At 66.9% G+C, this 23,942-nt stretch carries 18 protein-coding genes; 11 read left to right on the forward strand and 7 right to left on the reverse strand.

The features are described 5' to 3' along the window. The first annotated feature begins 29 nt into the window (after window positions 1-29). The 7 genes from D0C15_RS24530 to D0C15_RS35530 all read left to right on the forward strand — a co-directional run bounded on the left by D0C15_RS24530 (window position 30) and on the right by D0C15_RS35530 (window position 11,518). Complete coding sequence (locus tag D0C15_RS24530; RefSeq protein ID WP_116049827.1) at window positions 30-1,214, forward strand: N(5)-(carboxyethyl)ornithine synthase; 1,185 nt, start codon at window positions 30-32, stop codon at window positions 1,212-1,214. Beyond that, window positions 1,211-1,390 carry a DUF6307 family protein gene (locus D0C15_RS24535; protein ID WP_116049829.1) on the forward strand — a complete coding sequence of 60 codons (180 nt, stop codon included), beginning with the start codon at window positions 1,211-1,213 and terminating at the stop codon, window positions 1,388-1,390. The genes D0C15_RS24530 and D0C15_RS24535 overlap by 4 nt, the downstream gene beginning before the upstream one ends. 690 nt (window positions 1,391-2,080) lie before the next feature. Then, on the forward strand, window positions 2,081-3,115 hold the full coding sequence (locus D0C15_RS24540; RefSeq protein WP_170161363.1) for a multicopper oxidase domain-containing protein: 1,035 nt from the start codon (window positions 2,081-2,083) through the stop codon (window positions 3,113-3,115). Window positions 3,116-3,175: 60 nt separating this feature from the next. Further along, window positions 3,176-7,213, forward strand: coding sequence for a ThuA domain-containing protein (locus tag D0C15_RS24545; RefSeq protein WP_116049833.1), 4,038 nt, complete (start codon window positions 3,176-3,178; stop codon window positions 7,211-7,213). A 192-nt stretch (window positions 7,214-7,405) separates the two neighbouring features. Continuing rightward, entirely contained in the window at window positions 7,406-9,772 is a 2,367-nt protein-coding gene (locus tag D0C15_RS24550) for an OmpL47-type beta-barrel domain-containing protein (protein WP_245976191.1), read from the forward strand. 140 nt (window positions 9,773-9,912) lie between these two features. Beyond that, window positions 9,913-10,737, forward strand: a complete 825-nt coding sequence (locus tag D0C15_RS24555) for an SAM-dependent methyltransferase (protein ID WP_116049837.1) — start codon at window positions 9,913-9,915, stop codon at window positions 10,735-10,737. 196 nt (window positions 10,738-10,933) lie between these two features. Then, window positions 10,934-11,518 (forward strand): peptidoglycan DD-metalloendopeptidase family protein, encoded by a 585-nt coding sequence (locus D0C15_RS35530; RefSeq protein WP_162830243.1) that lies wholly within the window; start codon window positions 10,934-10,936, stop codon window positions 11,516-11,518. 90 nt (window positions 11,519-11,608) lie between these two features. Here the strand turns inward: D0C15_RS35530 and D0C15_RS24565 are convergent, their stop codons facing one another. After that, window positions 11,609-11,806 carry a PspC domain-containing protein gene (locus D0C15_RS24565; RefSeq protein ID WP_116049841.1) on the reverse strand — a complete coding sequence of 66 codons (198 nt, stop codon included), beginning with the start codon at window positions 11,804-11,806 and terminating at the stop codon, window positions 11,609-11,611. Window positions 11,807-11,963: 157 nt separating this feature from the next. On the opposite strand from D0C15_RS24565, the gene D0C15_RS24570 reads away from it, so the two are divergent. Beyond that, the gene (locus D0C15_RS24570; RefSeq protein WP_116049843.1) at window positions 11,964-12,989 is read left to right on the forward strand and encodes a CobW family GTP-binding protein; all 1,026 of its coding nucleotides are present in this window, start codon (window positions 11,964-11,966) and stop codon (window positions 12,987-12,989) included. A gap of 202 nt (window positions 12,990-13,191) precedes the next feature. After that, complete coding sequence (locus tag D0C15_RS24575; protein WP_162830244.1) at window positions 13,192-14,553, forward strand: HNH endonuclease signature motif containing protein; 1,362 nt, start codon at window positions 13,192-13,194, stop codon at window positions 14,551-14,553. A gap of 146 nt (window positions 14,554-14,699) precedes the next feature. Here the strand turns inward: D0C15_RS24575 and D0C15_RS24580 are convergent, their stop codons facing one another. The 4 genes from D0C15_RS24580 to D0C15_RS24595 form a co-directional block, all read right to left on the reverse strand. Beyond that, the gene (locus D0C15_RS24580) at window positions 14,700-15,272 is read right to left on the reverse strand and encodes a GTP-binding protein (RefSeq protein WP_116049874.1); all 573 of its coding nucleotides are present in this window, start codon (window positions 15,270-15,272) and stop codon (window positions 14,700-14,702) included. A gap of 69 nt (window positions 15,273-15,341) precedes the next feature. Beyond that, entirely contained in the window at window positions 15,342-15,716 is a 375-nt protein-coding gene (locus D0C15_RS24585) for a DUF742 domain-containing protein (RefSeq protein WP_116049846.1), read from the reverse strand. Beyond that, complete coding sequence (locus D0C15_RS24590; RefSeq protein WP_116049848.1) at window positions 15,713-16,129, reverse strand: roadblock/LC7 domain-containing protein; 417 nt, start codon at window positions 16,127-16,129, stop codon at window positions 15,713-15,715. Before D0C15_RS24590 ends, D0C15_RS24585 begins: the two co-directional genes overlap by 4 nt. Further along, window positions 16,129-18,681 carry a sensor histidine kinase gene (locus tag D0C15_RS24595; protein WP_162830245.1) on the reverse strand — a complete coding sequence of 851 codons (2,553 nt, stop codon included), beginning with the start codon at window positions 18,679-18,681 and terminating at the stop codon, window positions 16,129-16,131. Before D0C15_RS24595 ends, D0C15_RS24590 begins: the two co-directional genes overlap by 1 nt. 493 nt (window positions 18,682-19,174) lie before the next feature. On the opposite strand from D0C15_RS24595, the gene D0C15_RS24600 reads away from it, so the two are divergent. Both D0C15_RS24600 and D0C15_RS24605 read left to right on the forward strand, forming a co-directional pair. Then, window positions 19,175-20,449 (forward strand): cytochrome P450, encoded by a 1,275-nt coding sequence (locus D0C15_RS24600; RefSeq protein WP_116049850.1) that lies wholly within the window; start codon window positions 19,175-19,177, stop codon window positions 20,447-20,449. A gap of 266 nt (window positions 20,450-20,715) precedes the next feature. After that, window positions 20,716-22,137 (forward strand): DEAD/DEAH box helicase, encoded by a 1,422-nt coding sequence (locus tag D0C15_RS24605; protein ID WP_116049879.1) that lies wholly within the window; start codon window positions 20,716-20,718, stop codon window positions 22,135-22,137. An 18-nt stretch (window positions 22,138-22,155) separates the two neighbouring features. On the opposite strand, the gene D0C15_RS24610 is transcribed toward D0C15_RS24605, so the two are convergent. Together D0C15_RS24610 and D0C15_RS24615 are read right to left on the reverse strand one after the other, a co-directional pair. Further along, window positions 22,156-22,581, reverse strand: coding sequence for a DUF6292 family protein (locus D0C15_RS24610; protein WP_116049853.1), 426 nt, complete (start codon window positions 22,579-22,581; stop codon window positions 22,156-22,158). Between the two features lie 53 nt (window positions 22,582-22,634). Then, the coding region (locus tag D0C15_RS24615; protein WP_211323313.1) for an acyltransferase family protein at window positions 22,635-23,942 on the reverse strand (1,308 nt) is incomplete at its 5' end.

Raw genomic sequence — 23,942 nt, forward strand, 5'->3', positions numbered from 1 at the left:
ACGTGCTGGCAGCAACAGAAAGAGTGCATGTGCACCAGCTCAGTCTCGGAGTCATCGCCCACTCGCGGAAAGAGAACGAGCGCAGGGCACCGATCCATCCACGCCATTTCGAGCGGATCGATGCGAGCCTCCGAGAGCGCATCTTCCTCGAGTACGGCTACGGGGAACGTTTCGGAGTCTCCGACGAACAGCTCGCCTCCGTGGTGGGTGGGATGCGCTCCCGGGAGCGACTCATCGCCGACTGCGACGTCGTGTTGCTGGCAAAACCCGAGGCGGACGACCTCGCCGAGTTGCGGACGGGACAGGTCCTCTGGGGCTGGCCGCACTGCGTACAGGACGAGAAGCTCACCCAGCTGGCCATCGACCGGAACCTCACCCTCATCGCCTTCGAGGCGATGAACCACTGGCACGCCGACGGCTCCTTCAACCTGCACGTCTTTCACAAGAACAATGAGCTCGCCGGCTACAGTTCGGTACTGCACGCCCTGCAGACGATCGGTTCCACCGGCACCTACGGCCGCAGGCTGCGCGCCGCGGTCATCGGCTTCGGCGCCACCGCTCGAGGCGCGGTCACCGCACTCGCCGCACACGGCATCCACGACGTCGACGTCCTCACCCACCGAGGGGTCACCGCGGTCAGCTCACCGATCCACTCCGCCCGGATCGTGCATGTCGATCACGATGCGGACCATCCTGGTGACCCACGTCGCAGCTACGCGCTCTGCGATACCGGCAAAGTGCCACTGGCAGGCTTCCTCGCCGAGCACGACATCGTGGTCAACTGCGTACTACAGGACACCGACGCCCCGCTGACGTTCCTCGTCGAGGAGGACCTCGCGCACTTCACTCCCGGCAGCCTGATCGTCGACGTTTCCTGCGACGAGGGCATGGGGTTCAGCTGGGCCAGGCCGACCACGTTCACCGAACCCGCATTCCTGGTGGGCAACGACGTCACCTACTACGCCGTGGACCACAGCCCGTCCTACCTGTGGAACTCAGCCACCTGGGAGATCAGCGAAGCCCTGCTTCCGTATCTGGGTGCGGTCCTCGCCGGGCCCACGACCTGGGACTCGGTCGCAACCATTCGGCGAGCCATCGAGATCCGCGACGGCGCCGTCCAGAACCCCGCCATCCTGACCTTCCAGAACCGGTCGGCGGAGCACCCACATCCACCCCTCGAGCAACGACAGTCACCGGAAATGGACCTGACATGACAGCGGACACCACCGCCACCAGCTCAACCGCCACGTTCACCCCCCGCTACGAGCAGCGGGTGAAGCTCATCCAGGACGTCGTACGCAACAATTCGACGCTCGACGACAAGGCGGCGAGCGAACTCGCCGTGCACATGCTGCACGCACTCGACACGATTCCCGAGCGACTGCGCTGAACACAGTTCTCCATGAATGGGCTTCCCGGCCGACCGCCGGGAAGCCCATTTTTTTGTCCGACAAACCCGGTTTGGCCCCTGTCTGTTTTCAGGAAAACCGCGGTGCGCGAAATGATTACTCGCTAGCGGTAAGAAGAATTACCACCAATCCACGAGGCACAGAGCGGATGCGCTGTCAACCGCCATTCGCGTGTTCCACCTGCGGACGTTGAGCCCGGCCACACTCCTCACCGAAGGCCGTTCCGCGGGTTCGATGACGGACACTGGCCGCGTGCCGGGAACGCGGATTGTCATCCCCACACGAACTCGGGCACGAATTCTGCCGAATGGCCTATCGCCTTACTCCTTTTGGCGTATCCGCTTCTGTCTTGACACGTCAGAAGTCGGATTATCTTGACCGAAGTTATTTACGTGTGAGCCAAAAGTGATTAACGTCCCCGGCGAAAACCGCGGCGCGGGAGGCGAGACATGAGGCGAACGTCACCACTGCCGGACAGCGACCAACTGGTCCTGACGGCGACGCGCAGGTGGTTTTTTCACCCGAACCAGGCTGAGTGGCCCGGCCGGGCCCGCCCGCTCCGGACTGGTCCACACCTTTCCTCGACGCGCTGACCGGAAGGACGGCTCGCTCGGCCCGGAAACGGCCTCGTTTCCCCGGCACCGGTGCCCGGGGACACCGAATGGAGACCCATGACTGACCCACGCGCCCAGATCGGAATCACCGGACGAAGGTTGTCCCGCCGGTCAATGCTGGCCGGTGCCGCGGCCGGTGTCGCAGCGCCTGTCGCTGTCGCCACGCTCGGCGGCTCTGCCGCGTTCGCCCAGGGAAACGGCAAGGGCAACGTCCAGAACGGCGAAACGCGGCGCATCACCATGTATGCCGAGGCACTGCCGGACGGCCTGGTCGGTTACGGGCTTTCCCCCGGCAAAGCCACCGTGCCCGGACCGGTTCTGGAGATCTGGGAGGGCGACACGCTGGAGATCGATCTGGTCAACAACACCGACCAGAGACTGTCGATCCACCCGCACGGTGTGGACTACAGCGTCGATTCCGACGGCAGCCCGCTCAACGACTCCTTCAACGAACCGGGCGAGACACGCACTTACGTCTGGCGCACCAGGGCACCGTTCAAGGCCAAGGGAAACATGTGGATGCCGGGTAGTGCCGGCTATTGGCATTACCACGACCACGCGATGGGTGGCGGCCACGGCACCGACGGTCTGCGCAAGGGACTGTACGGCGCGCTGATCGTGCGACGCAGGGGCGACATTCTGCCCGAGCGTCAGCACACGGTCGTCTTCAACGACATGACGATCAACAACAAGGTCGCTCCGCACGTACCGATGCTGGAAGCCCGGCTCGGCGAGCGGGTCGAGTTCATCGCCATCGGCCACGGCAACACCTTCCACACGTTCCACCTGCACGCACACCGCTGGGCGAACAACCGCACCGGCATGCTGGAAGGCCCGAACGATCCGAGTCAGGTCGTCGACAACAGGGATCTCAACCCCGGCGACTCCTTCGGCTTCCAGGTGATCGCGGGCGAGGGAGTCGGACCCGGCGTGTGGATGTATCACTGCCACGTCCAGTTCCACTCCGACGGTGGCATGGCCGGAATCTTCCTCGTCCGCAACGCGGACGGCAGCCTTCCCGACGGCGCACAGGCCGCCCTCGATCGCTATTACGGCCACGAGCACAACGGAGACCACCCGCAGGGCCACTAGCACCCGGGTGCGCGGGGCTGCCCCAGCCAACCGGGTTGAAACACGAGTGAAGGAGTAGGGATGGGCCGAAGAAGCCGATTGACATTACCTCACAACGGTCGCGCACGACCGAGATCACTGCGTCGCGCGACGATTCTGGTCACGAGCGCCACCCTGGCGCTCGGACTCTCTTCCATGCCCGCGCTGGGGGCGCCGGCAAAGCCCGAACAGCCCGGGAATTCCGGAAGCCAGGCAACCGCGAACGCGCCCGAAGCGGGCAAGAACGCGGCGGGCGACGTGAACGTGCTGGTGTTCCACGGCCCGGCGGCCGAGCAGAACGATCCGGTCGTCAAGGCGACGGACGCCATCGAAGAACTGGGGGCGGCGAACGGATTCACCGTCGAGGAGTCCACGGATCCCGCCGTCTTCTCCGACAAGAACCTGGACAAGTACCGCGGAGTGGTCTTCCTTTCCGCCAAGGGCACCGAACTCACCACGGGCCAGGAGGACGCACTCGAGGGATACATCGAGGACGGCGGCGGATTCCTCGGTGTTCGTGACGCCGCGCGCGCACAGGAACGCTCCGAGTGGTTCACCGGCCTGATCGGCACCCGCCCGGTTGGTGCCCTTCCCGACCCGGAGGACGTCGCGGAGGTCACGGCGACCGGAGAGAACCCGCCGAACGAGATCGCGGCGAACCTCATCGACGATGACACCGCCACCAAGTGGCTGGCGTTCGACCCGACCGCCACGATCACCTTCAAGCTCGCCGAGCCCGCGGTCATCGTCCACTATGCACTGGCCTCGGCGAACGACGCCGACGCCAGGGACCCGAAGGACTGGACCCTGCAGGGCTCCCAGGACGGGCAGAACTGGACGGACCTGGACACCAGGGCCGGGGAGGACTTCCCCAACCGGTTCCAGACCAAGGAGTACCGGTTCGACAACACTGAGTCCTACCAGTACTACCGGCTGGACATCACCGCGAACGCCGGCGCTGGCCTGACCCAGCTGTCCGAGCTGCAGCTGTTCACCGGCGAGGCGACGGAACCGCCGCCGGAACCGACAGTGCAGGAAGCGACGGTCAACGTCGTCGACCGGCAGCACCCGGCCAACGAGGGCCTGCCCCTCGACTGGACGCGGTCGGACAAGTGGACCAACTGGTCGCCGAACCCCATCGGCGAGGTGCACACTGTCGCCCAGGTCCAGGAGAAGACGTACGAGCCGGGTGAGGGCGCGAACGGCCCGTTCCATCCGATCTCCTGGTGTCGTGACTACGACGGCGGGCGTTCGTTCTACACCGGAATGGGCGGCACCGAGGGCAGCTACGCCGAGGACGCGTTCCGCGGCCACCTGCTCGGCGCACTCAAGTGGACCACCGGCATGGTCCGTGGCGACTGCCAGGCGACCATCGGCTCGAACTACGAGATCGAGCGGCTGACCGCGGAGAACCAGCCCGGTCAGCTCGACCAGATCGGTGAGCCGCACGGACTGACGATCGCCCCGGACGGCACGGTCTTCTACATCGGCAAGGCGGCCTGCCCGTCCGGCCCGATCAAGGAGTGGGAGAACCCGGACGTCGGCCTCGGCTGCGGCACCATCCACCAGTGGAACCCGGCCACAGAGGACGTCAAGCTCCTCACGACGCTCGAGGTCATGGGTAACAGGGGCAGCGGCAGCGAACTCGTCAAGAACGAGGAAGGCCTCGTCGGCATGACCCTGGACCCCGACTTCCAGGACAACGGCTGGTTCTACGTTTTCTGGATGCCGCACGACTCGATCGACCGGGAGAACCGGATCGGTCAGCGGACGGTTTCGCGGTTCACCTATGACCACGAGACGGAGACGATCGACCAGAACACTCGCAAGGACCTGCTGCACTGGGACACCCAGATCCACAGCTGCTGTCACGCGGGTGGCGGAATGGCCTTCGACAACGACGGCAACCTCTACATCGGTTCCGGTGACAACAACTCGTCACAGGGCTCGAACGGCTACTCCGGTAACAACTGGACCGACAAGTTCAACGGCATCTCGTTCCGGGATGCGCGTCGTACCTCCGGCAACACCAACCACCTCAACGGGAAGATCCTGCGGATCCACCCCGAGGACGACGGCACCTACACCATCCCCGAGGGCAACCTGTTCCCCGAGGCCGATGACCCGGGTGACAAGACTCGCCCCGAGATCTACGTGATGGGCGTGCGCAACATCTCGCGGCTGGCCTACGACAAGAAGAACGACTGGCTGACCGCCGCCTGGGTCGGCCCGGACGCGGGCAAGCCGAGTCCGGAACTCGGACCGGCGAAGTACGAGACCGCGACCATCATCACCTCCGCGGGTAACCAGGGCTGGCCCTTCTGCATGGGCAACAAGCAGCCCTACCGCGATCGCAGCGACACCGACGCCAGCGTCCTGACCGGCTGGTACGACTGCGACAACCCGAAGAACACCTCGCCGGCCAACACCGGCCTGGTGGACATCCCGCCCGTCCGGGACAACATGATCTGGTACTCGCCGAGTGGTGGCGGGCCGGTCTTCCCGACCCGCGACGACGGCAGCGGCATCCCCACCTACAACGACGAGGACGCCACCTACACCCAGCCGTACCTCAAGGGTGGCTGCCAGGCGATCATGGACGGTCCCACGTACCACCGCTCCGAAGTGGACACCAAGAGCGGGGTCGCGTGGCCGGCACATTGGGACAACAAGTGGTTCATGGGCGACAACTGCAACCCGAACAACCGGGTCGCACTGACGGTCGACCCGGACACAGTGGACGAAGCCGCTCCCCCGGTCGCCGCCGAGTCGCTGCGCCACATCATCCGCGGTGGCGGTGGTGACAACGAGCTCCAGGCCTGGATGGACGCCAAGTTCGGTCCGGACGGTGCGCTCTACATGGTCGACTACGCGGGCGGTTTCTTCAGCCTGCACCCCAACCAGAAGCTGATCAAGATCAGCTACAAGGGTGGTGCGGCCACCCCGGCACCGACCGCGACGGCGACCTCCCTGCACAACCGGCCGCTGACAGTCGCCTTCACCGGGGAAAAGTCCGGTGGCGTCTCGTACAAGTGGGACTTCGGTGACGGCAACACGTCCACCGAGGCCAACCCGAGGCACACCTACGCCAAGGTCGACAACTACACCGCGACGCTGACGGTGACCTACGCCGACGGCGAGACGGCGACGACCGAGGTCGAGGTCGCCATCGAATGTGCCGTTCCGGACAACCGGGGCACAGTGTGGATCGGTGACACCGACACCGGTGTGACCAACCACAAGGTCGGCGACAGCTGCACGATCAACGATCTGATCGACGACGAGGGCGTCTGGGAGTCGCACGGAGCGTTCGTCGACCACGCCAACGCGGTGGTCAACCAGTTGAAGAAGGACGGGGTCATCTCCGGCAAGGAGAAGGGCAAGCTGTCCAGCGCGGCGGCCAAGTCCGACGTCGGCAAGAAGGGCAGCACCGGATACGAGCCCATCTTCAACGGGACCCGCGAGTCCCTCGAGGGGTGGACTCAGGCTCCTGGCGGTCACTTCGAGCTGCGGCCGGACGGATCCCTGCGTGCGCGTGGTGGTCTCGGAATGCTGTGGTACTCGGCAAAGGAGTTCGGTGACTTCTCGCTGAAGCTCCAGTTCAAGGACATCGCGGCCGAAGGCCACCGGGCGAACAGTGGTGTGTTCACCAGGTTCCCGAACCCGAACACTCCGCTGGACGAGCGTCCCGAATGCGGGAAGCAGGGAGCTGCTGCCAACTCGGCGGCCTGGGTCGCGATCTACTGCGGCCAGGAGGTTCAGATCTACGACGGGGAATCAGGAGAGCCCCAGAAGACCGGTTCGATCTACAACTTCGACCCGGTGGGTCTGGACAAGGCCGGCGTGACGCCGAAGGGCCAGTGGAACAACTACGAGATCCGTGTTGTCGGACAGCACTACACGATCATCCGCAACGGCGTGGTGATCAACGAATTCGACAACACACCTGGCAAGCAGTCGTCGCGCCCCAGTGACCCACCGACCGACCTGCGTCAGTTCAGCAGCGGTTTCGTCGGGTTGCAGAACCACGGCGACAACGACCAGATCGAGTTCCGCAACATTCGGGTGCAGGAGCTGTAACCAGGACAACCGGGTCGGTGCGGTCTGCGTAGGCGGCCGCACCGACCCGGCCTCAGCACATCGGGATGCTCAGTGAGCGCCCGGAATCACGAGAGGTGCAGCAATCCCATGTTCCGTCGATTACTTTCCGCTCTACCGAGAGGCGCGACGCCAGGGCACCGCCGAGTGCCCGTCCGCCGGGTGTCGCTGGCCATGCTGGCATCGACACTGATGGCGCTGTGGCTCGTCCCGACATCCGCGGCCGAGCAGGCTCAGGATGTGTCCCAGACCGCGGCCGCCGACCAGGTGCTCACCTGGACCGCGGGCGACAGCATGACCGATTACAACACCGCACCGACCGAGGCGACGGCCGGTGCCGCCACGATCGTCTTCGAGAACAGCACGGCCACCGGTAACACCTTCGGGATGTCACACACGCTGACGTTCGACACCTCGACCCCGGGTTACAACCACGACGTCGACCTCAACATCGTCGCCAGCCCCTACGACTCCAACGGGGGCAAGCACCAGGCCCAGGTGAACCTGACGCCCGGCAAGTACCGCTACTTCTGCGCGATTCCCGGGCACGGCGAGATGGTCGGCGAGTTCGTGGTGACCGAAGGCGGAGGCGGCGAGGACATCACCCCGCCGCAGGTTTCCGCGGAGATCACCGGTGACCAGGACGCCGAAGGCAACTACATCGGCTCCGCGACCATCGCTGTCTCGGCCACCGACGCCGACTCCGGAGTCGCCTCGGTCGAGTACGAGATCGACGACACCGGCTTCCTGCCCTACACCGAGCCGGTGACAGTGGACGAGCCAGGTGACCACGCGGTCCAGTTCCGGGCCACGGACAACGCGGGCAACGCCTCGGAGACCGGCTCCGTGCCGTTCTCCATCGTCGAGCCCGCCCCGGACGACACCACCCCGCCGCAGGTAAGCGCCGAGGTCACCGGTGACCAGGACGCCGAAGGCAACTACGTCGGCTCCGCAACCGTCGCCCTCACCGCCACCGACGCCGACTCCGGCGTCGCCTCCACCGAGTACCAGCTCGACGGTGGCGCCTACACGCCCTACACCGCACCGGTCGAGGTGAACACCGCCGGTGAGCACACCGTGAACTTCCGCGCCACCGACAACGCGGGCAACGTCTCCACGGTAGGCACCGAGTCGTTCACCGTGGTCGAGCCCGCGCCGGACGACACGACCCCGCCGCAGGTCAGCGCCGAGATCGCCGGTGACCAGGACGCCGAAGGCAACTACGTCGGCTCCGCAACCGTCACCGTCACCGCCACCGACGCCGACTCCGGCGTCGACACCGTCGAGTACCAACTCGACGGCGGCGCCTACCAGGCGTACACCGCACCGGTCACAGTGGACACCGCCGGCGAGCACACCGTGAGCTTCCGGGCGACCGACAACGCGGGCAATGTCTCCGCTGCTGGTTCGGTGTCATTCACGGTCGTCGAGCCCGCGCCGGACGACACCACCCCGCCGCAGGTCAGCGCCGAGATCGCCGGTGACCAGGACGCCGAAGGCAACTACGTCGGCTCCGCGACCGTCACCGTCACCGCCACCGACGCCGACTCCGGCGTCGACACCGTCGAGTACCAACTCGACGGCGGCGCCTACCAGGCGTACACCGCACCAGTCACAGTGGACACCGCCGGTGAGCACACCCTGCAGTACCGTGCCACCGACAACTCCGGCAACACCTCTGAGGCCGGTTCGGTCATCTTCACCATCACCGAGCCCGCCCCGGACGACACCACCGCCCCGGAGGTCAGCGGTGAGGTCAGCGGCGACCAGGACGCCGAAGGCAACTACGTCGGCTCCGCGACCGTCACCATTACCGCCAGCGACGCCGACTCCGGCGTCGACACCGTCCACTTCGCCGTCGACGGCGGTTCCTACAGCCCCTACACGGAACCGATCGTCGTCAGCGAGCCGGGCGAGCACACGGTGAGTTTCCGGGCCACCGACAACGCGGGGAACACATCCGAGATCAGCTCGGTGTCGTTCGCCGTCGTTGCCGAGGACCCGGACGACACGACACCGCCGCAGCTCAGCGGCGAGGTCGCCGGTGACCAGGACGCCGAAGGCAACTACGTCGGCTCCGCAACGGTCACTCTGTCCGCATCCGACAGCGGTTCCGGCGTGTTCGCGCTGCGGTACTCCCTCGACGGTGGCTCGTTCACGCCGTACAGCGACCCGCTCGTGCTCACCGAGCCCGGCGAGCACACGGTGCTGTACCGGGCCACGGACAACGCGGGCAACGTCTCCGAGACCGGTTCACTGACCTTCACGGTCGTGGCATCGGACTCGGACGCCTGCCCCGGATCGGATGTCCGGGAAACGGTGATCATCGGTAACAACGACAGCACAGTGGCCAATGTCGACACCGGTGATGGCTGCACCATCAACGACCTGATCGACGAGAACGGCGAGTACGCCAACCACGGCAAGTTCGTCAAGCACGTACGGCAGGTCACCGACGCCCTCGTGGCGGACGGCATCATCTCCGAGCAGGAGAAGGGGCGCATCATGAACGCCGCGGCCCGCTCCGACGTCGGAAAGTAACAGGAGGAACGCCTTTCCCCGGGTTCGTGCCGCGGCACGAACCCGGGGAATCGTTGTTCGCGGCGGTTCACAGCCGCCCACCGGCAAGGCAGACTAGTCTCACCGTCCTGACCTATCAGGTGACAAAGGGAGAGAGTCTCGTGCGGAAATCGGCGAACGACGGCCTGCCCGCGGTGGACAAGCCGAGCTCGGCCCGGATCTATGACTACCTGCTCGGCGGCGAGCACAACTACGCCATCGACCGGGCATTCGCCGACAAGCAGGTAGAACTGGCGCCGGACATGCCCGCCGGGATGCGCTCGAACCGGGCCTTCATCGGCCGCGCTGTTCGGTTCGCACTGGAACGCGGGATAACTCAGTTCGTGGACATCGGTGCGGGCCTGCCCAGTCAGGGACAGGCGCACGAGATCGCCGACGAGGTCGCCCCGGACGTACGGGCCAGGGTCGTGTACATCGACAACGAGGAGATCGCGCACGCGCACTCCGAGATCCTGCTCGACGGCGAGGCCGACCCGGACCGGCACAAGGCGGTGTTCGCGGACTTCTTCGACAGCGAGGAACTGTGGGAGCAGGTACTCGACAGCGGGGTGATCAATCCCGACGAGCCCACCTGCCTGCTGATCACCGCCATCCTGCATTTCATGTTCCCCGAGCAGGAGCCGGAGAAGGCACTGGCCTACTACCGCCACCAGCTGGCACCGGGAAGCCTGCTGGTACTCAGCCACATCTCCGACGGCCTCGATGACAAGAACACCCGCGAGGTCGTTCGCAACTACTCGAAGACCACCAGCCCGGCTTGCCTGCGAACCCCGGACGAGATCGCCGAGTTCTTCGGGAATTGGGAACTGGTGGAGCCGGGGCTGGCATGGGCACCCGAATGGCGGCCGGACGGCACCGAGCAGAACTGGTGGGGCGACGCGCCAGCCCGTGCGCGCTACATGTGCGGTATGGCCGCGAAGCCCTGACGGACACTCCCGGCGACTCGAACGGGCCGTCGGTGGCCGCGCTCGGGTGGGTCTCCACTGTGGACTGGCTGGTTTCGGCGGAGGCGAGCCCGAACTCGGTCGTGTGCGCGGCGGCCGAAGTGTCAACTCGGCCCGCCAAACCTGCCAACTCACGCCCTCGAACTGCCAACTCGCGCCCCGGAACTGCCAACTCGGGTTGAACAAGCACGGGGCCAAGCTCACGGCCAACGGCACGTTCGACGCCGCGACTGCCGAAGCGGTGACCGAATTCCAGCGGGAGCAGGGTCTGACCGCCAACGGCAAGGTCACCGTCGAGACCTGGCGGGAACTGGTCGCCGGGGTCGGCGCGGTTGGTGGATACTCCTTGCCCATCGGCAAGAGCGTGCTGCCCCGCAGCGAGTACGACGACCCGCACCACACCTACCCGGCCATCGATCTGCCGGTCGCGACGGGAACCTCCGTGTACGCGATCAACGGTGGCACCGCGGCCAAGATCGCGAACACGGGCGGCTGCGGCTACGGCGTGCGAATCACCGCGAGGGACGGCGGCGTCTACACCTACTGCCACTTCAAGCAGGCAGCCGTGGCCAGCGGCGAGGTCAAGGCGGGCCAACTGGTCGGCTACTCGGGCAATACCGGCCGTAGCAGCGGACCGCACCTGCACCTGCAGATCACCCGAAACGGCAAGCTGGTCTGCCCCCAGCGGCTGCTGCTGGCCATCTACGACGGAAAACAGGTTCCCTCGATCGGTTCGCTGCCCACCTCCGGCTGCTCCTACTGAGCTGAGCAGCCCCGAGCACCCGGCAGGCTGTGGCGTCCCCCGCCGCCGCGGCCTGCCGGGGTCCACTCCACCGAGAACCGCTCACCGAGGTCAGTGACCCCGGTCGGGCATGATGATCCACAAGACGATGTACAGCAGCACCTGCGGTCCAGGCAGCAGGCAGGACAGTACGAACAGCAGGCGCACGTTCCTCGGCTTCCAGCCCAGCCGGTCGGCCAGCCCGGCACAGACCCCGCCGAACACACGCCTGCCCCGCGGCCTCGTCAACGATTTCGTCGATGTCGTCATACCTCCACGATGCGGCCTCGGGCGCCACTTCGCATCGGTGAAGACCCGGATCCGGACCCGGAGATACCCGGTGCGGGATCGGGTACGGGTGCTTTGCCGGGCCTCGCTACCATCGGCGCCCGTATGCGGTGAACCGACAGCGGGACGGAGCGGACGAGTGGCCAGACACCGGATTCCGGTCGTGCTCGTCGCGGGTTTCCTCGGCTCGGGAAAGACCACCCTGCTCAATCATCTGCTGACCAACAGCTCCGGCACCCGGATAGGCGTGGTGGTCAACGACTTCGGCAGCATCAACATCGACGCGATGGCGGTGGCCGGACAGGTCGATTCGAGCATCTCCCTGCAGAACGGCTGCCTGTGCTGCACGGTCGATGCCAGTGGGATGGACGCGCTGCTGGATCGGCTCACCCGGCCGGGAACCGACCTGGACGCCATCGTCGTCGAGGCGAGCGGGCTGGCCGAGCCGAAGGAGATGATCCGGCTGATCCTGGCCGCGAGCAACGAGCACGTTTCCTACGGCGGGCTGGTCGACGTCGTCGACGCCGCCGAGTTCGAGAACACCAGGCTCGCCCACCCGGAGATCGACCGGCACCTCGCCTACGCCGATCTGGTGGTGCTGAACAAGATTGATCGGCTCGAGGGGCAGGTCAGCGCCGAACTGGCCGAAACGGTGGGCAGGCTGTCCGGCGGCAAGCCGGTCCTCGCGACCGAACGCGGCCGCATCGATCCGAGTCTGCTGTTCGACCCGCGCCGCGCCCCGGAAGAGAACGTGGCCCGCCAGCTCTCGTTCGACGACCTGCGCCATGAACACGGCGGACACGACGAACACCTGCACGCCACCTACGACAGCGTGGAGTTCCGCATCTCGCAGGCCCTGCATCCGCGCAGGCTGATGCACTTCCTGGACAACCGGCCGCCTGGGCTCTTCCGGCTGAAGGGCGTGGTCTACTTCGGCATCCCCGGCCACACCCAGAAGTTCACCGTGCACACCGTGGGCGGTTTCCTAGAGGTGCGCCGCTCCCGCTGGACGGAGGGCGAGCCGAGGGAGACCCAACTCGTGCTGATCGGCACGGCTCTCGACCGGGAGGCACTACTGACGGCGCTGCACTCCTGCGCCGAGGACGACCCCGACTCGGTCGACCCACAGAGCATGCTGCGGATCCTGCGCCACGTCGAACCGTGAGCGGATCCGGCTTCGCGTGGGCTGGGCTGTGTCGGGCGGCGGTGCGGACGGCGGGTGAGCGGGGCACCTTCCACACGCTCCGGCGAGCTTCCTGTCGACGGATAACCACTGTCAGTCGTCATGTTTCCTGGCTTTGTTCCCCTTCGGGTGATTCGATGGCCGCATCGCCATTGTCGAACGTGTGTTCGATATAATCGGTGACGTGACGGCATTCATCGAGATCAGCAGCGTAGCGGGGGCTCTGTTCCTGCCCGCCGGTCTCGCGCGCCCGGCCACAGTCACGGAATCGCAGTGGGCCGATCACCGGCTACTGACCCGGACTGCCGAGGAGTTCGCCGGGCTGGATGCTGACGGTGCGGTGGAGGCGGTGGCCGCCGCCCGGCGGTTACGAGCCCGCGCGGACGCGGCGGAGGCCCGGGCGGTGGCCCGTCTGGCCGTCGTGCGCGGCAAGGATGCGTCGGTGGCGAAGGAAGTGGCGCTGGAGGCACGGATCTCCGAAACCGCCGCCGCCACCCGAATCGCCCGGGGCACCGATCTGGTGCACCGGATGCCGCTGTTGTTGGCGGCGATGGACGCCGGGGACATCGAGGGCTACCCCGCAGGGCAGATCCTCGAGGCCACCGCGATGCTCGACAACTCACAGGCCCGCCAGGTCGACGACCTGCTCGCGGCGAAACTCGCGTCGGGGCGGCTACAGTTCACCGACCCGTACTCGCTCGTGCGCGCGACTCGGCGTTTGGTGGAGAATGTCGACCCCGACGGACAAACCACCCGGGCCCGCAAAGCCCGTGCGGGCCGCAAGGTAGTGCTGTCACCGCAGGACAACGGCATGGCGACCTTGTCCGCCGACCTGCCCGCCGAAGTGGCGGCCTCGGCCTACGCCCGGGTCGACGCCATGGCACGACGCCTACGCAACAACGGAGACCACCGGACACTGGAACAACTCCGCGCCGACGTGTACGCCGCATTGTTGCTGGGCCAGGACCCCGGAGCCGGCGCACCCCGGGCAGCCGCGGTGGTGTTTCTGCACATGCCCATCACCACCGCCCTGACCATCTCCGACAGCGGCTGCGAACTCGCCGGCTACGGCCCCCTCCCAGCGGCCATCGCCCGAGAGATCATGACCAACCCGCACAGCATGATCCGGAAAGTCCTCACCGACCCAGCCTCCGGCGCGGTCCGCGACCTCGGACGCACCCGCCGAAGACCCTCGGCATTCCTGCGGGACTTCGTCACCGCCCGGGACCGCGAATGCGCCGCACCCGGTTGTCACCGCCCCGCACATCGCTGCGACTACGACCACCTCCACGAATGGGGAGAACTCGGGGTCACCGCCGACCACAACGGCGGCGCCAAATGCGAACGCGACCACTACCGCAAAGACCAACCCGGCTGGACACTCACCCACGAGCCCGCCAGCGGGACCTCAAGCATCACCACACCCACAGGACGCACCTACACCAAAACACTCCAGCCGATCACCGAACCAGCACCGTCCACACCGGACATACCCCGACAACGATGTCGCGAACGCGATACGGCTACCACTGAACCGCCGTTCTGACCGGTCAGCATCATTCTCACGCCACACTTTCCTGCCAAAGTGCGCTAGGTCAGGTCGTCGAAGACCACATGTCCGGCTCCGCGGACCCCTGAGGACTCGCCTCGCGAGATGTCCCAATGCACATTGGGGAACTCCCAGCGGTCACCTCAGCGGGGGGACAGGCCGCTGGAGATCAGCTCGCTGGCCGCCATGACGTGATGCATGAGGGTGATCAGCACCTGCTTGGTCGACTCCCGATCGCGGGCGTCACACAACAACAGCGGCACCCCGGGGCCCACATCCAGCGCGGCCCGCACCTCCTCGGTGCCGTAGCGGTGCGCGCCGTCGAAGCAGTTGACGCCGACCACGAATGGCAGGCCGCGGCGCTCGAAGAAGTCGACGGCTGCGAAGCAGCTGTCCAGCCGGCGCGTGTCGGCTAGCACGACGGCGCCTAGTGCGCCTCGGGCGAGCTCGTCCCACATGAACCAGAACCGGTCCTGCCCAGGGGTACCGAACAGGTACAGGATCAGTTCCGGGTTGATCGTGATCCGGCCGAAGTCGAGCGCCACCGTGGTGGTCCGCTTGCTTTCGACACCGGAGAGGTCGTCCACCCCGGCGGATGCCTCGGTGATCAGCTCCTCGGTGCGCAGTGGCGCTACCTCGCTCACGGAGCCGACCATCGTCGTCTTGCCGACACCGAAGCCCCCCGCGACGAGGATCTTCACCGCGGATGCCGTCAGCGACCGCCGCCGGGGCGTACCGCCGCGTTCCTCACTCGCCTCACCGCTTGGCACGGGTCTCCCTAGTGATCACAGTTTCCGTATGCCTTCAAGAACCGCGTGGAGTACATGCTTGTTCGGGATGTCCGCGCTCGGAGCCGCCGTGCGGAACAGGATGTGATTGCGCTCGATCAGATCACTCAGCAACACCTTCACCACCGGCAGCGGCAGATCGACGCGCGCGGCCACCTCGGCGACCGACATGGGGCGCTGGCACAACCGCACGATGCGCGCGTACTCCGGCTCCATCGCGGCGGCTTCCGCCGCCGACGGCAGCGCCACCACCAGCGTGATCAGCTCGAGGCCGAGGGTGTCCGAGCGGGTCCGCCCGCCCGTGACCGCGTACGGGCGGACCAGTGGGCCCGCCGCCTCGTCGAACCAGGCCTCGTCGTCCCGCGCGTTCATGGCGAGGTGTGCTCGACCGCGGCGCCCCGGGGTGCCGCCGTCAGTACGGCCCCGACACGCTTGACCATCAGGTTCATCTCGTACGCGACCATGCCCATATCCGCGTTCTCCGTGGCCAGCAGCGCGAGGCAGGCTCCCTGGCCGGCCGCGGTCACGAACAGGAAGGCATGGTCCATCTCCACCATCGTCTGGCGTACCTGACCGCCACCGAAGTGCCTGCCGGTTCCGCGTGCCAGGCTCTGGAACGCCGACGCGACCGCCGACAGATGTTCCGCGTCCTCCTCCGAGAGGTTGCCGGATCGACCGATCAACAACCCGTCGGCGGAGAGCACCACGGCCCTGTCCGCGCCGGCCACCCGTTTGACCAGGTCGTCCAGCAACCAGTCGAGCTCACTGACTCCTGCGTTGACCATTACGTTCGATCTCCAGATGTGTCGTTGCTACCCGGCTCCTGCTCACGTGCACGCCGCGTGCCCTGCTGGAAAGCCGCCAGCCGGTTCCTGGCCTGCTCCGGCGAGTCGTCCCTGGTCTGCTCCGCCTCGGTCGCCGCCGCACCGTCCATCAGCTGTGGAACCAGGTTCTGCTGCCTGCGCCGCTGCGGTAGTGGTGGCCGGCCCGGCGAGACCGGCCGCGGCGCCTGCGCGGCCTGCTGGGGCCTCGCCTCGTGCCTCGACCAACCCTCGGTGCGGGACCTGGGCTCTGGCGGCGGCTGCGATCGGAACAGGTCGGTGCGCGTCGGAGCGTCGGCGCCCCTCCCGTTCTGGCCCGCCTCTGCCTCTGCCCCTGCCGGTGCCGATACCGAAACCGGAGCCGACACCGGTACCGGGTGCGCCGGTGCCTGCGCGGGCTGCTGTACCGGCGCGGGCCCACGGTGTCGTGTCGGCCGCACGGGCAGCGGCGGCGGCTTCCCTGGCTCGCTCGGTGGCTGACTCTCTGGCTGGGATTTGACCGGGGCGGGCTGTGCTGCTTCTTCCGGTACCGGTTCCGGCCTGCGCCTGCGCCGGGTGGTCTGTTGCGCGGGCACGGCGTCGGCGTCCGGCTCGACCTCCTCCGGTTCCGATACCTGACTGAGCAACTCGGAGCGAACCAGCACGATGGCGCGCGTGCCGCCGTAGGCCGACTCCCGCAGGGTCACCGAAATACCGTGCCGGCCGGCGAGGCGGGCGACGACGAACAGGCCGAGCCGGGGTTCCTCGGACAGCGCCATGATGCCGAAGTCCGGCGGGTCGGCCAGCATCTCGTTGAACTGCTCGCACTGCTCGGGTTCGATACCGAGGCCCTGGTCCTCGACCTCGATCACCACGCCACGGCCGACGATGTTGCCCCGGATCTCCACGCGCGACTCAGGCGGGGAGAAGGAGGTCGCATTGTCGATCAACTCGGCCAGCAGGTGCACCAGGTCACCGACCACGGGGCCGTTGACGGCGATCGCGGGCAGCTTGGCCACGCTGACCCGCGTGTAGTCCTCGGTTTCCGCGGACGCTCCACGCACCAGTTCCGCGAGTACGACCGGGTTGCGCCACTGCCTTCCCGGCTGCTGGCCACCGAGAATGATGAGGTTCTCCGCGTTGCGGCGGGCACGGGTGGAGAGATGGTCCAGCTTGAACAGGGTGTCGAGCTGTTCCGGGTCCTCCTGCTTGCGCTCGGCCTGGTCGAGCACCTTGAGCTGGCGATGCACGATGACCTGGTTCCGGTGCGCGATGTTGAGGAAGACCGCCCTGGTCCCCTCCCTGGTCTTGGCCTCGTCCACGGCGGCGGCCAGCGCCGTCTGCTGCGCCTTGTTGAACGCGTCGGCGACCTGGCCGATCTCGTCCTCACCGTGATCGAGGAAGAAGACCTCGCTGTCGAGATCCACCGCCTCTCCGTCACGGACTCGCCGGACGAGTTCGGGCAGTTGCGCATCGGCGACCTCGAGGGTTTCCTCCCGCAGCCGGGCGAGCCTGCGCACCAAACGGTTCGACAGGCGCAACGCCGTCAGGAACACCCCGATCGCGAGCAGTAGTGCGGCCGCACCGGCGATCAGAGAGGTGAGCAGGGTGTCCTCGCCACGCTCGATCGCGAGGTCCGTACCGGCCCCACTCTGCTGGAAGTAGAAGCTCATGAGCGTGTCGCCGACCTCTCGGGCCGCGGCACGCCACTGGTCCTCGGGAAGCGGGAGCTCGGTCTGGTTTCCCCGCAGGAAGGCGTTCTCGACAGTGATCAGCCGATTCCAGGCCGAACCGGTGATGAGCTCGTCGTACCGGGCCCGCACCTCGGGCAGCATTCGCGCGGCGGAACCCTCCAGCAGGGTGTGGTACGCACCGATCTGGCCGATGTAGGTACGGAACTCCTGCTCACTGAGCCCATCGCCGGCGACCGCGGCAGCGGCGAGCGCGTCCCCGCGCTGCATACCGTCGGCGGCGGTGAACAGTGGCAGCGCGGTGACCTTGAGGTAGGCGATCTCCGCGTCCGGCGCGGTCTGCGCGATGCCGTTGAGACCGGAGGCGAACTCGTCGAGCATCCGGTTGTAGTAGGCATAGGCCTCGATAAGCGGGACCTGCCCCCCGTCCACCTGCTCACGGAACTCCGGCAGCCCGCTGATCAACCGGGCCTGCGTGCCGATGCTCTGCCGGACGTTCTCGGGTGCGTCACCGGCGAGCTTGCCCACGCTCTCGAGGACCTGCTCGGCGGCGGCGTCCATCTTGGCTCGCTGTTCCACCACCGCGGCCCGGTCACTGGGACCCCCGGCCACCTGCTGCAGGGTGAGCCTGCGTTCCTCCTGCACGGCTGTGAAGTAGTTCAGCGCGGGCCCGGACGCGTCCTGGATCTTCGCGGCGAAGTCCCTGGTCTGGTTCGCGTCATAGACCAGATATCCCGCGAGCGCGACCCCGACCACGAGTAGCGCGGCACTCGGGATCAGCGCGATCGCGAGCACCCGCGAACGAATCGAGGACGTCCGCGAACGAAAGAAAGAGATCTGCTTCACTGCGGCCCGTTGTCCTTCCGGCAGTTCTTTGTATTTCGGTTACCTGGGCCCCAGCACCCGAGATCTGCTAGCCGGATCAGCTCACCGTGCTCCGCGTCGCCCGCGGCGACGGTAAACATGATCCGACGAACAGTCAAACATGTTGCTCCGTATGGCCCAGTAGCCGGACCGTGATTATCCAACCGGCGTAACCGAATTCTGGAAACAGCCGGACGGGATTCGTGACGTGTGTCGCAGAACTGTATCAGCGAGAAATCATCTCGACCACGGGGGCACATCCGGTAGGACGCCCTACCGCTTCCACGGCCACGTGGCGCGAGTAACTGATGGCGCACAGCATGCGCAGCGAACGCGACGGAGAGTGATCCGGGTCACGCCACTAATGGCGACCCGGCGGGGTACCGCCGCGACGGAGTCTCGGTCGGGTGTACCCCACCCCGGAAACACCTGCGGGCCTCATCGACGGCCGAAGCCTGTGCGGTAGCGTTTATTCATGCAGACTCTCCGCTCGCGGATCATTGCTTGGCTGGGGCGCAAGTATTTTGCGAGGAAGCAGAAAAAGGGGTTCGACCTCTCCACGATGTCGTTCCTGCCCGACGCCGCGCTCATGCCACTCAAGCGTGATGGCCTCGACCCCGTCGGCGAACTGGCGAAGACCAGGGAGACCGAACCGATCACGAAGCTCTCGCTCCCTTTCGGAATGAACGCCTGGCTCGTCACCGGCTACGACGAGGCCAAGGTCGTACTCGGCAAGGGCAACAGCTTCAGCAGCGACTTCACCAACCTCGTGGGCAGCGCGGGCGTCACCGCCGAGCAGAACCCGGGCGGCCTGGGCTTCGCCGACCCGCCGGTGCACACCAGGTTGCGAAAACTGCTTACGCCCGAATTCACAATGCGGCGCCTCAATCGGCTTACTCCGCGAATTGACGAGATCATCGAGCAACAACTCGACGGAATAGCGAAATCGACCGGCCCCGTCGATCTTGCCGAAGCGTTCGCGCTGCCCATTCCGTCACTCACTATTTGCGAACTGCTCGGCGTCCCGTACGAGGACCGCGACGATTTCCAGCGACTGAGCACAGCGCGTTTCGACCTGTTCGGCGGTGCGGGAGCGTCACTGGGCGCGATCTCGGAGTCACTGGAGTACCTGCACGAGATCGTCCGGAAACAGCGCGAGGATCCGGGTGACGGCCTGCTCGGCATGCTGATCAAGGAACACGGCGACGAGATCGACGACAGGGAGCTGGCCGGACTCGCCGACGGCGTCCTGACCGGCGGACTGGAGACGACGGCCAGCATGCTGGCGCTCGGCGCACTGGTCCTGCTGAGGGACCCGGACACCTTCGCTCGCATCCGCGACGACGACGAGGCGATCGATCGTTTCGTGGAGGAACTTCTGCGCTACCTGACCGTCGTCCAGGTCGCGTTCCCTCGCTTCGCCAAGGAGGACATGGAGATCGGCGGTGTGCAGATCTCCAGCGGGGACATCGTGATCGTCTCCCTCAGCGGGGCGAACCGCGACGACGTGCTCGGCCAGGACATGGAGACGTTCGATCCGACCAGGAAGGCGTCGTCACACCTGGCCTTCGGCTACGGCATTCACCGCTGCATCGGAGCAGAACTGGCGAAGATGGAACTACGGGCCGCCTACCCCGCACTGGTTCGACGCTTCCCGAACCTGCGCCTCGCGGTCGCTCCCGAGGACCTGACCTTCCGCAAGCTGTCGATCGTCTACGGCGTCGACTCGCTGCCTGTACTTGTGGACTGACAGAACGTGGCGAAAACCGCGGGTTGCGCCGCGGTGGTCCCGCTGTCCAGGCAGCAGGGCGCTGATCGGGAGCGACAGGGATCACCCTCGGTCCTCCGATGGTGAGCGCCCCCGGCCCGTTAGACTGTGGGAGGTGGCCCGCTCAGTTCTGCCTCGGGCCACTTCTTCACGTCGACCACCACGCGCCGCGACCACCTGGGTCTGCGCCGGGCAGGACGACCCTTCCACGTTCGGAGATTCCTATGGCGGCTCGCCGCCCCAGCACCATGCCCTCCCCCGCCGAAGACGCGACGGCCTCCCCCGGCTCCGCGCCCGCGGCCACCACCGCCGGGTTCGCCGAACTCGGCGTCCCCGCGAAACTGGTCGCGGCACTCGCCGCCCAGGGGGTGCACGAACCTTTCCCCATCCAGGCCGCGACGTTGCCGCATTCACTGGCGGGCCGCGACGTTCTCGGTCGTGGCCGCACCGGTTCCGGCAAGACGTACGCGTTCGTCCTGCCGCTGCTCACGCGGCTGGCCGCGAACCCGGTCCGCACCAAGCCCGGCCGGCCTCGCGCCTTGATCCTGGCCCCCACCAGGGAGCTCGCCACACAGATCGAAGCGTCCATCGCACCGCTGGCCAAGTCGCTCTCGCTGCGCACGCTCACCGTGTTCGGCGGTGTACGACCGAACCCGCAGATCGCCGCTCTGCGTGCGGGCGTGGACATCCTGGTCGCCTGCCCCGGTCGCCTCGGTGATCACCTGGCGAGCGGTCACGCGCACCTGGACGCCGTCGAGATCACTGTGCTGGACGAGGCCGACCACATGGCCGACCTCGGGTTCCTGCCCGTCGTTCGCAAGCTGCTGGACCAGACACCACGATCCGGACAGCGGTTGCTGTTCTCCGCGACCCTGGACAGCGGGATCGACGTACTGGTGAAGCGCTACCTGACTGATCCGGTGACGCACAGCGTCGACTCGGCGCAGTCGCCGGTCTCATCGATGTCCCACCACGTGCTGCACGTGCGGACCGAGACGCGGATCCCGGTCCTGCTTCAGCTGGTCGCGGCGCCCGGGCGGACGCTGGTCTTCACCCGCACCAAGCACCGCGCCAAGTCACTGACCCGCCAGCTCATCGCCTCGGGTGTTCCCGCGGTGGAACTGCACGGCAACCTCGGCCAGAACGCCAGGGAGCGCAACCTCAAGGCATTCGCCGACGGCACCGCGAGAACCATGGTGGCCACCGACATCGCGGCCAGGGGCATCCACGTCGACGACGTCGCACGAGTGGTGCACGCCGATCCGCCGGTCGAGCACAAGGCCTACCTGCACCGTTCGGGCCGGACCGCCCGTGCGGGGGCGGAGGGCACGGTCATCACCCTGATGACCGACGATCAGGTCGCCGATGTCCGTGCGCTGGCACGTAAGGCAGGCATCGCACCGAAGTCCACGAAACTGGGCCCGGACCACCCGCTGCTCAGCGAGCTCGCACCCGGCGAGCGTTCGTTCGTACGCCCGCCCGCGGCCCCACCCAAGACCGCCCAGCGAGGCGGCGGCGGTAAGCCGGCGGCCAAGTCCGGCGGAAAGGCCGGCGCCCCACGTCGGGAGGGTTCCGGCAGGTCCAGGGCGGCGGCGCCAGGAGCAGGCCGATCCGGCGCGGCGGCGTTCTCGGCGGGCAGCAACGCCGGAGGGCGCAGGCGATCACGCTGAGCCCGAGCGCGGCGCGGCCTACTCGTCCCAGATGACGTAGGCCGCGAGGCGCTCGGCGAGATCGTGGCGCGTGTCCACGATGGGAAACACCGGGCGATCGCCCTGGTGCCGTCGCAGGCCCGCCACGACCTCGGTGACGAACCGGCCGACCTCCGCGGGCGTCGGCACGAGGTCGTTCCCACCGAGGTAATCCACGACCAGTGCTGGCTCGGCGGGGTCGGTCTCGACGGCGAGCACCCAGCCATGTCGCTCGCTCCAGACGAGCATCAGGTCCTGGTCCGCCCGTTCGTGCCAGCGCCCAGCCAGTGCCAGGTAGGCGGTCGCCGTGTCACTGACTTCGAACGAGGTGCCCTCCCGAGGTACCCCGACCTCCTCCGCCACGGCACGGAGATACCCCGATAGCCCCTGTCGCAGTGCGGGAGTGCTGTCCGTCGGTGAGTTCATATTGGTTCACGTTAAGGGGTGACACGTGGTTCGCCAGGCGGCTGAGCCGCGTGTCACCACCTCAGCGCGGACACCAGTTCTCGTTCCACCATGGGCGAAAGGGTCCGCATGTACGTCTTCGTCACGTGGTTGTCGTCCATATAGACGAGCACGTTGCCCAGTACGGGCGGACACTCCTGCTCCGTGCAGAAGTAGTCGGTGAAGTCGAGGAACGACACATTCGGCGGTAGGTCGGGCATCGCGGCGTACGGCGGTTCTGGCGAAACCACCTCCGCGCGGGGGGTAGTGCACTCCTGCGCGTACCGGCCCTTGACCTCGACACAGTCCGAGGGCCAGAAGTCGTAGCGCGGATTGTCCCTTGCCGCGATCACCGGAATGCCGAGGGCGTCCAGCTTGCGCCACTGCTCGACGTATCCGGGCGGCGTCAGTTCGGTGAGACCCGGGCGCATTTCTCGCGTGGCGATCGTGAAGACCGCGTCCGGAGCGACCTCCGCGATCTCGTCGACGACGTCGACGTTCCAGTCGAGACAGGACTGGCTGTCAGGGGCCGTTTCCGAGGCCGTCGAGAACGGACAGCCACCGAGCAGCATCGACACGATCTCCCAGTTGTTCCGTTCGGCGGCGGGCAGCAGGGCACCGAGGAACTGCTGCGCGTGGGAGTCACCGACCACGACGAGACGTTTCGCCGGCGGACCTTCGGTCTCGCTCGTACAGACCACGAGTTCCCTGTTGCGCTCGGCTGGATGGCAGCGCTCCTCGTCGATCCCGGCGAACTGATCGGGCAACGAGATGAACCGTGGTGCGAGAACGGGTGTGTCCGCACCCTGGTACTCGAAGTCCGGCAGCAACGACCGCGCTCCCGGATGGTCCGGGTCCTGTGGCGGGATCGTGTAGGACGCACGCTGGGCCGCCGCGACCTGCCAGGCCCCCGCGGTCACCAGCACCGGAACCAGTGAAACCACCGCGAAGCGGTAACCGCTGCCCCGCAGCACCAACCGGAACCGGCCTTCGCGGACGGGGGTTTCGACGAAATGATAGGTCAGCACGGACAACGCGAGTGAAAGGGCGATGACGCCGATGCCACCGAGCAGTCCTGGCTCCGCCTGGTCGCGGGTGACGAGGTAGAACAGCAGAACCGGCCAGTGCCACAAATACAGGGCATAACTGAGATTGCCCAGATACTCCAACGGCCGCGACGACAACCACCGATCCGCGCCCACCCCACTACCGGTCGCCCCCGCCATCAGCACCAACACCGCCGACACCGTCGGCCACAACGCCGCATACCCCGGGAACATGCTGCCCACCTGCAACACCAACCCACACAACACCAGACCCGCCACCCCGGCCCAGCCCAGCAC

Source organism: Amycolatopsis palatopharyngis, assembly GCF_003385185.1.
GTDB lineage: Bacteria > Actinomycetota > Actinomycetes > Mycobacteriales > Pseudonocardiaceae > Amycolatopsis > Amycolatopsis palatopharyngis.